The organism is Clostridium sp. HBUAS56017 (assembly GCF_007115085.1).
Classification (GTDB): Bacteria; Bacillota; Clostridia; order Clostridiales; family Clostridiaceae; genus Clostridium; species Clostridium cibarium.
The window spans coordinates 51,904-63,620 of sequence record NZ_SULK01000017.1 but is presented as its reverse complement, the minus strand read 5'-3'; the positions used below and the strand labels follow the sequence as shown (position 1 = coordinate 63,620).

Annotated in this window: 13 protein-coding genes; all 13 read left to right on the top strand. The window is 28.2% G+C overall.

What is annotated here, in order from left to right; all coding sequences use genetic code 11:
• Positions 1 to 31: 31 nt before the first annotated feature.
• The 13 genes from FAY47_RS14520 (at position 32) to FAY47_RS14460 (ending at position 11,407) form a co-directional block, all read left to right on the top strand.
• Positions 32 to 643 (top strand): HEAT repeat domain-containing protein, encoded by a 612-nt coding sequence (locus tag FAY47_RS14520; protein WP_207729680.1) that lies wholly within the window; start codon positions 32 to 34, stop codon positions 641 to 643.
• A 135-nt stretch (positions 644 to 778) separates the two neighbouring features.
• A complete protein-coding gene (locus tag FAY47_RS14515; RefSeq protein WP_143317644.1) occupies positions 779 to 1,150 on the top strand; it encodes a VOC family protein in 372 nt (123 codons plus the stop codon).
• A gap of 194 nt (positions 1,151 to 1,344) precedes the next feature.
• On the top strand, positions 1,345 to 1,557 hold the full coding sequence (locus tag FAY47_RS14510; RefSeq protein ID WP_143317626.1) for a rubredoxin: 213 nt from the start codon (positions 1,345 to 1,347) through the stop codon (positions 1,555 to 1,557).
• Positions 1,558 to 1,660: 103 nt separating this feature from the next.
• A complete protein-coding gene (locus FAY47_RS14505; protein WP_185966844.1) occupies positions 1,661 to 2,290 on the top strand; it encodes a hypothetical protein in 630 nt (209 codons plus the stop codon).
• A 102-nt stretch (positions 2,291 to 2,392) separates the two neighbouring features.
• Complete coding sequence (locus tag FAY47_RS14500) at positions 2,393 to 3,040, top strand: DedA family protein (protein WP_143317624.1); 648 nt, start codon at positions 2,393 to 2,395, stop codon at positions 3,038 to 3,040.
• Positions 3,041 to 3,168: 128 nt separating this feature from the next.
• A complete protein-coding gene (locus FAY47_RS14495; protein WP_143317623.1) occupies positions 3,169 to 3,735 on the top strand; it encodes a phosphatase PAP2 family protein in 567 nt (188 codons plus the stop codon).
• A gap of 147 nt (positions 3,736 to 3,882) precedes the next feature.
• Positions 3,883 to 4,578, top strand: a complete 696-nt coding sequence (locus tag FAY47_RS14490; RefSeq protein ID WP_143317622.1) for a M3 family metallopeptidase — start codon at positions 3,883 to 3,885, stop codon at positions 4,576 to 4,578.
• A 241-nt stretch (positions 4,579 to 4,819) separates the two neighbouring features.
• Positions 4,820 to 5,878, top strand: a complete 1,059-nt coding sequence (locus tag FAY47_RS14485) for an AEC family transporter (protein WP_143317621.1) — start codon at positions 4,820 to 4,822, stop codon at positions 5,876 to 5,878.
• Between the two features lie 75 nt (positions 5,879 to 5,953).
• Positions 5,954 to 6,952, top strand: coding sequence for a 2-hydroxyacid dehydrogenase (locus FAY47_RS14480; RefSeq protein ID WP_143317620.1), 999 nt, complete (start codon positions 5,954 to 5,956; stop codon positions 6,950 to 6,952).
• Positions 6,953 to 7,080: 128 nt separating this feature from the next.
• Positions 7,081 to 8,631: an ATP-binding protein gene (locus tag FAY47_RS14475; protein WP_143317619.1), complete on the top strand. Its 1,551-nt coding sequence runs from the start codon at positions 7,081 to 7,083 to the stop codon at positions 8,629 to 8,631.
• A gap of 4 nt (positions 8,632 to 8,635) precedes the next feature.
• Entirely contained in the window at positions 8,636 to 9,310 is a 675-nt protein-coding gene (locus FAY47_RS14470) for a response regulator (protein ID WP_243129628.1), read from the top strand.
• An 85-nt stretch (positions 9,311 to 9,395) separates the two neighbouring features.
• A complete protein-coding gene (locus FAY47_RS14465) occupies positions 9,396 to 9,641 on the top strand; it encodes a YhcH/YjgK/YiaL family protein (RefSeq protein WP_279232068.1) in 246 nt (81 codons plus the stop codon).
• A gap of 338 nt (positions 9,642 to 9,979) precedes the next feature.
• Positions 9,980 to 11,407 (top strand): amino acid permease, encoded by a 1,428-nt coding sequence (locus FAY47_RS14460; RefSeq protein ID WP_143317616.1) that lies wholly within the window; start codon positions 9,980 to 9,982, stop codon positions 11,405 to 11,407.
• Positions 11,408 to 11,717 lie beyond the last annotated feature (310 nt).

The window sequence follows — 11,717 nt, the reverse complement described above, 5'->3', positions numbered from 1 at the left end:
TTCAGGATGATTTAATATTGGGGGGATAAAATTGTACGATGAGATAGCTGAAAAACTTAAAGGTATTGAAAGTGGATTTAAAGAGATTGAAAGAGAATCTAAAACTTTTTTGAAAGAGAATTCAATTGAGCAGTGTTTTAATATTGCACAAAAGTTTTATTTATCTGAGTTTTATCAGGTTAGGGAATTATCAACATTTATTTGTGGATCAATAGCTAGTAGGTTAGAGGAAGCACTAAGGTTTTTAAAGGAAAAGGTTAGTAGAGATGAAAACTGGAGAGTTCAAGAAGTACTAGCTAAAGCATTTGATACCTATTGCAAGGATATAGGTTATGAAAAAGCATTACCAGTAATTAAAGAGTGGTTAGGTGACAATAATCCAAATGTAAGAAGAGCTGTTACTGAAGGACTTAGAATTTGGACAAGTAGAGAGTATTTTAATGAAAATCCAGAAGTAGCAATTAATTTGATATCTAATTTAAAGGATGATGAAAGTGAATATGTTAGAAAATCAGTTGGAAATTCATTAAAAGATATAAGTAAGAAACATGGAGAATTGGTTAAGAAAGAACTTGAAAAATGGGACGTTTCAAAGAAAGCAGTTAATCAAGTTTATAAACTTGCAAGTAAGTTTATAAAATAAGAGGAGTTAATTTATATCACAGCTTTATTATTAAGATAAGTATGGATTGTGTGGATTATTGTGTATTGATATGCAGTTTTTGGAATAAGTGTGATAAGATATAAAAAAAGTTTAAGTATAGAAGGAAAAATAAAAATGGGGATAAATTTTAAATTAAATTCATTGTATATTTGTGTTAAAGATATGAAGAGAGCTATTGATTTTTATGAAGAATTACTTGAACAAAAAGTTTCGGTAAGAGATGAATTATTTAGTATATTTGACATTAAGGGTTTTAGATTTTGTTTATTCAATAATGGAAAGGCTAAAGAAGAAGTTTGCTGGGGAGACAATTGTTTACCAAGTTTTCAAGTTAATGATATAAATAAATTAATTAATAGATTAGAACATTTAAATGCAGAGATAGTTTTTCCTTTAACTAAAATAAATGATAATTTTGTCCTAGAATTCAAGGATACAGAAGGAAATGATATTGAAGTATATATGAGAGATCTACTAAATGATTAATGTTATTTAGATGAGGAATCTATACATTTTGTGAAATTATTAAAATAAGGGAGGATGTTAATAGATTTAAAAAGAATACTGGAAATTTATCAACTCCTGTTGTTTTCTTGAATTTGAATAAAATTGCTTTGAATTTGTAAAAATAAAAAAGATAGCATTATTAAAATAATTATAAGAAAAAGGAGTGAAAATATATGAACTATGGATACTATAGAAAGATTAATAATGGGAAAACATTAGATGAACCTAAAGAGAAGATAAATCATGAAGAGAGAAAAGCTATTTATGAATGTACCGTTTGTCAGTATGTATATGATGAGGATATTCCTTTTGAAGAATTGCCAAAGGATTATATGTGCCCAATGTGCAAACAGCCGAAATCAACATTCGAAAAAATAAATATTTAGGTTGTATTATTTGGAATGGTTTCCCTTGATATTATTTGTTGACATTAACATAGCTCGTTGATACCATAAGATATAAATAAAATTACAAGTGAAAGGAAAGTTTATGGGAAAGTCAGAATTATTTCAGCGAGTTAGAGAAAAAATAAACTTTAAAATGTTGATAAAAGGTATAGGTTTATTTATTTTATTATTTTCTATAGTTCTTTTTGCAATTAAAGCCCATGATAAGAAGAGGTCTTGGGAGTACATAGTTAACAATAGTAATAAAATTTATGAATACAAGGCGTTTAATAAAAAATATATATCGAATTTAGATAATGATGTTCAAGAACTTTATAAAAGTGCTAGAGTTCTTTATGGATATTCTAATTTAGAACATTTGTCAATAGAGAGTAATAAGATAGATAATAAAGTAATTTATGGTTGGGATTCATCATATTCAAGTCATTTAATAAACGCTATGGATAATATTATATGGTACATTAATGATTTAGATTTAGAGACAAGCTATAATAATCGAGAGCAGAAAATAGTAACAGAAAGTTTAGAAATGATAAGATATTTTTGTAATAATCAACAACTTATTAATAGGGTAAGATTAAAAATGGATTTAATAGGAAATTATCAAAATATGGATGGATCCATAGAGATTTTACTTATCGATGAAGGTGGGGCAGAATATTTTAAAAATTATGATGAAAAGATGAAGAAAATAAAGGGTGTATTTGAATAAATTGGAACTAAAATTTAAAAAAATCTTAAGAAAAAAAGAAATAATTGAAGTATTGCATTATATTATATATAATTAGGATTAATAAAATTAAGGAGAGAGTATATGGATTTACTAAAAAGTTTTATTGATATTTTTTTGCATTTAGATATTTACTTAGGTGGGGTTATCAATGAATATGGAGCTTTAACATATGCTATACTATTTTTGATAATATTCTGTGAAACAGGATTAGTCTTTACACCATTTTTACCAGGAGATTCATTAATTTTTGCAGCAGCGGCTTTTGCAGCTCTTGGAGCACTTAATATAGCTCTTTTAATTTTTGTAATTCTTGTAGCAGCAATTTTGGGTGATGCTTTGAACTATTTAATAGGTAATAAGCTTGGACATAAACTTATAGAAAGAGAAAACAGGTTTATAAAGAAGGAATACATAGACAAGACACATGGTTTTTATGAAAAATATGGTGGTAAAACTATTGTAATAGCAAGATTTGTTCCAATAGTTCGTACCTTTGCACCTTTCGTAGCAGGTATAAGTGATATGAGTTATAACAAATTTTTGTCTTATAATGCAGTAGGAGCAGCTCTTTGGGTTGGAATTGTATCGATGGCAGGATATTTCTTTGGGAATATCAAATTTGTACAAGAAAATTTCACTACAGTTGTATTAGGTGTAATATTTATATCAATATTGCCAGGAGTTATACCAGTAATAAAAAATAAGTTTTCAAAGAAAACAGCAGTTTAAAATAGAGATGAGTTGTTCCAAAATTTCTTAACAGTAAAACTATAAAGTAATTTAGTTTGTTAAGCTAATTTTTGAGGTAGCTCATTTTCTTTTTATTACATATAAATTTTTAGAATAGGAGAGTTAGGATGCAGTTTATACAAAATATAGATGATTTAATACTAGTTTTCATTCATAATAATATATCTAATTCACTTTTTGATAGAGCAATGCCTGTAATTACAAGCTTTGCAAATGGAGGAGCTCTTTGGATAGCAATAGCATTAATACTGATTTGTAGTGATAAACATAGAAAAAGTGGCTTTATACTGTTGGGGGCTTTAGCATTATGTTTTGTTATTGGAAATTTGGGAATAAAGCCCTTAGTAGCAAGAATTAGACCTTTTAATGTTGATACGTCAATACATTTATTAATTTCAGAGCCAAAAGACTTTTCGTTTCCATCAGGTCATACAATGCACTCATTTGCAGCTGCTACAGTCTTGTATTATGCAAATAAAAGAGCTGGAATAGTAGCATACTTGTTAGCTATAGCGATTGGATTTTCAAGATTATACTTATATGTTCATTATCCATCTGATGTTTTAGTTGGTATGCTTGTTGGAATATCAATGGCTTTAGTATCAATTAAAATATTTGAAAAAGTATATAATAGGATTAATGAGTATAGGGAAATAAAAGAAATCAAGAATTAGAAATATAAGTTTTATAATGCTTCATGAATCTTTAATATTTAGGTTGATGAAGTATTTTTTGTAGATTTATTTATGAAATGGTGAAAATAGATAAAAAAAGTGTATACTCTTAGTATATTATATTTTTGATTAGGAGTTTTGGGGTAAATGAATTATAAAGTAATGTGTTTGGGAATGGAAAAAAACGATTTTAGCTATTTAAATGAAGGCGAATTGTTATGCATAAATTCATCGGTTAGGAAAATATATCATAAAATTCATGATAATAAATTTGAAATTTTATTTATAAATGAAAAGAATAGAAAGCATATTAAGAATTATAAAAATACAAATGAATTTTTAATAATATTAGTTGATAAATTAAATAGCGAAACATTTTCATTTATAAAAGATATTAATAATAGTAATAATGTTATGATATTTGTTGGTGAAAATGAAAAATATGAAGATTATAAGTTTGAGAATATTGCTTATTTCAAGCAGTTAAGTGATAAAGAAGATCTTCAGTTAATGCCTTTATTATTCATGTTGACAGAATATTGTGCTAAATCTAGATTAAGAGAAGAATTATATGGAGCGTCAATTATCGTGGGATATGGGAATGGTGAAAATCCAACTTCTGATATAATTCTTAAAATACTAAAAAGATTTTCTTCAATACAAACTCATAAAATTCATTGCTTAAATTTATTAAGTGGGAAAAAATTAAATATAGAAGAGATAAGTTATGTTGAAGATCCTTTAAAAGAATATCTAGATTATAAATCTAGATTAATAATTAAACAATTAACAAACAAAGATTTTAAAGAGAAAATATTCTTTTCTTTCATTTCAAAAAGATAAAAATAGTTATAACACCTTAGTAATCAATTAAAGTATGGATTACTAAGGTGTTTTTTTATTATAAAATTCAAGAAAACTTTATTAAATAAAAAACTGAAGTTATTTAAAAAACTTAAATAACTCTTTAAAAACTTAAATAAATTGAAGTAGGATTTTGTGGAATATACAATAAAATTGTAGAAAACTTCAGATGAAATAACACGCAATAGAGTGTTAAAAAAAATACAAAGGGGAGAGAAAAATGTTAGAAATTTTGACGAAAACATTAACGGATAAGTCTATCCTAGGGGCTATAGTATCATCAGTAGCAATTATATTTTTAGGGTTTTATTTGAGAAAAAAAGACATAATGAGTTCTGCAGGTGCAAAGATGCTTACAAAAGTTGTTATGACAGTATCATTACCAGCATTAGCGTTTACTTCATTTATGAAAGATATAAATGGAAAAGAACTTAAGCAGGGGTTAAGTATATTAGTATGGGGATTTGCAATTTATATCATATTAATTGTACTAACAAAGATTATTTACTTAAAGGTCAAGGGAGATAAACAAGATGTATATAGAGTTCTAACTATATTTGGATCAACTACATTCTTTGGTACACCAATAGTTACGGCTGTATACGGTGCAGTAGGAACTATGTATGCAAATATCTTTAATATAGCTTATAGAGTGTTCTTATATTCATATGCATTTATTAAAATGTCTGGTAAAAAGATGGATAAGGAAAACCTAAAGAAGAATATGAAAGAAATATTCTTAAATCCAATAATTTTAGCAACATTATTCGGCTTATTAATATGGTTATTCCAAGATATGCTTCCACAAGTAAGTGTAGCAGTTAAGGATGGAACTAAGAGCTATGGATTCTTAAGAATTGACCAAACATTACCATGGCTTTATACACCATTAACATATTTAGATAAATTAGCATCACCACTTGCATGGCTTGCAATAGGAGCTACTTTAGCAGAAGTTCCATTTAAAAAAGCAGTTTCACAAAAAGATGTTTGGGGTTATAGCCTTATAAAGATTATTTTAGTACCTGTTATTAATTTAGTGTTACTAGTAGTTTTAAATACTACAGGAATATTACCAGTTGCGTTTGAAGGCGTTGCTACTACAGTAATAATGATGGCGGCACCAACAGCAACAGTTGCAGCGGCGTATGCTATAAGCTTTGATAGAGAATCAGTATTTACATCAAACTGTTCTTTATTATCAACGGTAGTTGCAGTAATTGCTATGCCAATATGGATAGTTGCATTAGAAGTTATTAAAAACATAGGTATATTTTAAGAACAAAGCTGCTCTACAAAAATGTAGAGTAGCAAATTTGCATTTAAATATTTTTAAATTTAGGAGGAAAATATTATGACAAAGATAGTTTGTTTTGGTGTTAGAGAAATAGAGGTTCCTTATTTCCATAAGTTAAATAAGGACTTTGGTTATGAATTAGAATTAGTTACTTCAGGGCTTACACATGAAAACGTAGAGGTTGCTATGGGAGCTGAAGCTATAATGGTTAGAGGTAACTGTAAAGCAGATAGAAGAAACTTAGAGTTATTGAAGAATAATGGCCTTAAATATGTTTTGACAAGAACAGTAGGGTTTGACCATGTAGATTTAGAAGCAGTAAATGATTTAGGATTAGAATGTGCAAGAGTTCCAGGTTACTCACCTAATGCTATAAGTGAACTTGCAGTTTCACTTTCCATGATGTTATTAAGACATACAGCTTATGCAGTGGATAGAACAAGTAATAAAAACTTTACTATAGATAAATTTATGTTTAGTAAGGAAATAAGAAACTGCACAGTAGGGATTTTAGGAACAGGTAGAATAGGTTTAACTACAGCAAAGTTATTTAAAGGACTAGGAGCTAAAGTGGTTGGTTATGATATATTCCAAAGTGATGCTGCAAAAGAAGTTATTGAATTTATGAGCATGGATGATGTAATAGCACAATCTGATGTTATTTCCATACATATGCCATATATTAAGGGAAGCAATTATCATATAATAAATGATGAATTTATATCAAAGATGAAGGATGGAGCTATATTAGTAAATACGGCAAGAGGAGAACTTCAAGATATAGAAGCTATAATTAGAGGAATAGAATCAGGAAAAATTGGTGGGTTCGGTGCAGATGTACTTGAAGGAGAAGGAGCTGTATTCTTTAAAGACTTAAGTGGGAAAACTTTAGAGAATGAAACATTTGAAAAGTTAGCGAATCTATATCCAAGAGTTTTAATAACTCCACATATGGGTTCATACACAGATGAAGCTTTAGAAAATATGATAAGTATATCATATGAAAATTTAAGAGAATACTTAAAAGAAGGAACTTGCAAAAATAAAATAGCTTAATGTTTTAGTTGAAAAACTCATAAATTACCCTCATAAGACCTTGATCTTGTGAGGGTAATTTAAATAGTAAAAAAATGTTTGTTGTCAAGTTTGTAAATACACATTATATTTTTATAAGGTGGTGTTTTATGAAAAAGATAAATTTTGAGAAAAAAATAATTTTAACAGCCGTTTTGATAACCTTTATTCCACTTGTCTTATCTTATATAGTGTTTCTACAAGATAAGCTGTCCTCTAATGAGAACAGAATAAAAATGAATTTAAAAACTACAGCTGTTAATATGAGTCAAAGTAATTTAATACAGGAAAAACTTTATAAGAGAGAAAATGATGGGTCAATACAAGAATACACTAAAAAGTTTATAAATGATCTTGGAGATATAGATTTAATAGTTATTGGAGATATGACCGGAGAAAAGTATTCGCATTTAGATGAAACACAGGTTGGGAAAAAATATGTAAACAATGATAATAAAGAAGTTATTGAAAAAGGGACTAGCTATTATTCAACCATGGAAGGATCAATGGGATATACTTTAAGACGCTTTGAACCTATTATGTACGATGGTAAACAAGTTGGGTTTGTTATGGTAGGAAAGTATTCTGATGATATAAGTCTAACTACTCGAAAGATTACTTTAACTTATACATTTTTGCTTATATTATCATTATCTATTGCAATTGTTATACATAAAAGTCTAGCTAGAAAAGTTAAAAAGGCAATGCTTGGCATGGAGCCAGAAGAAATAACTATGCTATATAATCAAAAGAATATTATTATAAATAGTGTAAAGGATGGAATAATTGCTCTAGATAAAGAAAATAAGATAACTGATATAAATAATAATTGTTATAGACTTTTTGAAGATTTTTCTCCTGTAAAGACTATAGATAAATTGTGGAGTTATATTGAGGCAAAAAAACCTTTTACGATGAAAGAAATGATAATTCAAGGAAAAAGAATATTTGTAACACTTAATCCTATTATTGAAGAGAAAAACTATTATGGAACTGTTATTACACTAATAGATAGAGAAGATATTAATAAGGTGGCAAAAGAGATAACAGGGATAGATGAAGTAGTAAAAAATTTAAGAGCTAATGTTCATGAATTTAAAAATAACTTACATGTTATTGTAGGGTTACTTCAACTTAAAGAGTACGATGAAACTATCAAATATATACGAAAAATACAACAAGTTCAAGAAAATAATACAGTAAAATTCTTGAATATTGAAGATTACTATGTAAGAGCTTTAATGCTTAGCAGAGAACTTGTAGCTAAGGAAAGAAATATCGAGTTTGTTATTACAAAAGATTCTTTTTTATATGGAAAACATAATTTTATAGATTCTTATGATTTAGTAACTATTTTAGGTAACTTAATAGAAAATGCCTTTGAAGCTTGCACTATTGGAGAAAAAGATCGGAATAAAGTAGAAGTTTCGTTATGGGAAGATGATGATATAATTAAAATTATTGTTAAGGATAATGGAAAAGCTATCGACAAAGAAATAAAGGAGAAAATATTTGTTGAGGGAGAATCAACAAAGGGGCAAGGAAGAGGAACGGGACTCTATTTAGTGAAGAGTAGAGTTGAACTTTATAATGGGGATATAAAGATAGATGAAGATAAAGATGGAAAAATTTTTATTATAACTATTTTAAAGGGAGAATAAACTGATGATAAAAGTATTGATAGTGGAAGATGATCCTATGGTATCACTAATAAATAGGAGATATTTAGAAAAGTTAGGTAATATAAAAATATATGGCCCAGTTACTACTGAGGAGGAAATAATTACAAACTTAATAAATGAAGAAATAGATTTGGTTTTGCTAGATATCTTTTTGCCTAAAAAGAGTGGACTGGATATTTTAAAGTCACTGAGAGATAAGAAGTATTTGGTTGATGTTATTATGATTACTGCAGCTAATAGTGTTGAAGAGTTAAAGAGAGCTTTTGCATATGGAGCTACAGATTATCTAGTTAAGCCTTTTGAATTTCCGAGATTTGAGGAAGCATTTAAAAAATATAAAAATAAGTATGAGATTTTAGTTAATGATAAAATAGTTAATCAGGAAGATATAGATAGTATTCAAAATCTAAAGAATAGAGAAAAGGAATTAGTTCTTCCCAAAGGGTTAAATCAAAGGACTTTGGATAGAATTATCATGTTCTTAAATGAAAATTCAAATGAGATTTGGACATTAAGAGAGATAGCAAGCAAAATTAATATTAGCAATGTAACTGTTAAGAAATATATGGATTACCTTGAGGAGATTAATAAAGTTGAGGTTAAGCCCACTTGTGGAAATGTAGGAAGGCCTGAATTGAAATATATTGTAAGAAATTAAAAGTTGTATCTTAAAAAGTATACTTGGATCTTCGCAGATTGATGTTGAATATTGTAAATAATAGGAGTATTATGTATATTATGATATACAATGTGTAATTGAAGGTACTGAAGTTATGTATTATGCTCCTGTGGAAACTTTAGAAATGTATGAAAATAACTTAGAGGAAAAGGACGTAGCATTTTTCAAGGATATAGAGCATAGTTCTAAATTAGAAATAAATAGTGGTGAATATGCAATTTTCTTTCCAGAAGATGGGCATAAGCCATGCTGTGCTTTAGATGCTCCTTCTAAGGTTAAGAAGATTGTAGTAAAGGTTGCTTGTGAATAGTTTTATAAGGTAAATTAAATATTTATCAATAAAGAATTGGTCGATTATGTCATATAGCCAGTTCTTTTTTTATATTAAAAAATCAGCTAAGGCATCTTGAATTTGTTTTTAGTAGTTAAATGAAGAATAAATTGATAAAAAGATTAATAATCATGTCAAAGACAATATTTAAATCAGCAAATATTTTGTATAATAGTAGCTAAATTTTCAACTCTATGACTTATTACTTGTGAAAAATTTAAAAATAATAGCGTTTCATTTAAAAGATGTTGAACTTTTGGTAAAATGTAAAATGCAGTTCTTTTATTTTTGAATTAGATAATAATAGGAGGAATTACATGATACAAGAAGAAAAAAAATTAAGATGGTATAACCTTGCATTAATGGCCTTTGTTGCAGTTTGGGGATTTGGTAACGTTGTTAACAATTTTGCAAATCAAGGACTTACAGTTATAATATCTTGGGTATTAATCATAGGATTATATTTTGTTCCATATGCCTTAATGGTTGGTGAACTTGGATCAGTATTTAAAGATGGAAAAGCTGGAGTAAGCTCATGGATAAGAGAAACTATGGGAGCTCAACTGGCTTATTTTGCAGGGTGGACATACTGGGTAGTTCATATACCATATTTAGCACAAAAACCTCAAGCTATTTTAATAGCATTAGGGTGGGCTATTGAAGGTGATGGAAACTTAGTTAGTGGAATGAATACAATGGTAGCACAAACAATAATATTAGCTGTATTTTTATTCTTTGTATGGGTAGCATCGAGAGGTATTACTTCATTAAAAAGAATAGGAACAATAGCTGGAACTGCAACGTTTGTAATGTCCATGCTTTATATTTTATTAGTTATTACAGCACCTGCACTTACAGGAATGTCAATAGCCACTACAAAAATAGGTTTTGACACAATAGTACCAAAGTTTGATTTTACTTATCTTACAACTCTATCAATGTTGGTATTTGCAGTTGGTGGAGCAGAAAAGATATCACCATATGTAAATAATACAAAAAATCCTACTAAGGAATTTCCAAGAGGGATGATAGTCCTGGCTATAATGGTTACTATATCAGCAATATTAGGATCAATAGCTATGGGAATGATGTTTAATGCAAACGCAATTCCAAAAGATCTTATGATGAATGGGCAATACTATGCATTTAAGATGCTAGGTGAATATTATGGAGTAGGAAATGTATTCTTAATAGTTTATGCTATAGCAAATATGACAGCTCAAATATCAGCTTTAGTATTCTCAATAGATGCACCACTTAAAGTATTGCTTGCAGATACAGATGATAATTTTGTACCTAAAGCATTAACAAAAGTGAATGAGCATGGGGCACCTATAAATGGATATTATATGACTACTACATTGGTAGGAATATTAATAATTGTTCCAGCATTAGGTATTGGTGATATGAATGAGTTGTTTAATTGGTTATTAAAACTTAATTCAGTTGTAATGCCACTTAGATATCTTTGGGTATTCTTGGCGTTTATAGCGTTGAAGAAAGCTGCTGATAAATATAAATCAGAATACAAATTTGTTAAAAACAACAACTTAGCTTTAGGAATTGGAGTATGGTGTTTTGTATTTACTGCTTTTGCTTGTATAATGGGGATGTTCCCAACAGGTATGGAGACATTTTCTGGAGATTGGTGGTTTAGACTAGGATTAAATGTAGCAACACCATTTGTACTTTTAGGTTTAGGGCTTATTTTACCTAAAATTGCAAGAAGAAATAAAGCTTATTAAATATATTTTAATTTTTAGGGTGCTCGAAAGAGTGCCCTTTTTTAAAAAATGTTGCGTTAGATTTCATTTAAAAAAAGAAGAACTTTAAGTAGACAGATTTATAAGGAAAAGGTGATAAATGAGATTATATTAAGCTCCTTTCACTGTAAAAGGGTATAAGATGATGTTGAGTTCTCAGGCTATGGCAGCTAATGCAGTATTTTGATGAATTTTTCAAGAAAATATAATTTGATTGGAGTTAGTAGAGAAGAAATTGGACTTTATAGAATTGTATTTAAGTTGATATTTTAAGAAAATATTAATGTATTTT

Bases quoted from the DNA above. Each gene is read 5' to 3' on its own strand.
- FAY47_RS14515 (WP_143317644.1), top strand. From the start codon at position 779: ATGGGGATAAATTTTAAATTAAATTCATTGTATATTTGTGTTAAAGAT.
- FAY47_RS14510 (WP_143317626.1), top strand. From the start codon at position 1,345: ATGAACTATGGATACTATAGAAAGATTAATAATGGGAAAACATTAGAT.
- FAY47_RS14505 (WP_185966844.1), top strand. From the start codon at position 1,661: ATGGGAAAGTCAGAATTATTTCAGCGAGTTAGAGAAAAAATAAACTTT.
- FAY47_RS14500 (WP_143317624.1), top strand. From the start codon at position 2,393: ATGGATTTACTAAAAAGTTTTATTGATATTTTTTTGCATTTAGATATT.
- FAY47_RS14495 (WP_143317623.1), top strand. From the start codon at position 3,169: ATGCAGTTTATACAAAATATAGATGATTTAATACTAGTTTTCATTCAT.
- FAY47_RS14490 (WP_143317622.1), top strand. From the start codon at position 3,883: ATGAATTATAAAGTAATGTGTTTGGGAATGGAAAAAAACGATTTTAGC.
- FAY47_RS14485 (WP_143317621.1), top strand. From the start codon at position 4,820: ATGTTAGAAATTTTGACGAAAACATTAACGGATAAGTCTATCCTAGGG.
- FAY47_RS14480 (WP_143317620.1), top strand. From the start codon at position 5,954: ATGACAAAGATAGTTTGTTTTGGTGTTAGAGAAATAGAGGTTCCTTAT.
- FAY47_RS14475 (WP_143317619.1), top strand. From the start codon at position 7,081: ATGAAAAAGATAAATTTTGAGAAAAAAATAATTTTAACAGCCGTTTTG.
- FAY47_RS14470 (WP_243129628.1), top strand. From the start codon at position 8,636: ATGATAAAAGTATTGATAGTGGAAGATGATCCTATGGTATCACTAATA.
- FAY47_RS14460 (WP_143317616.1), top strand. From the start codon at position 9,980: ATGATACAAGAAGAAAAAAAATTAAGATGGTATAACCTTGCATTAATG.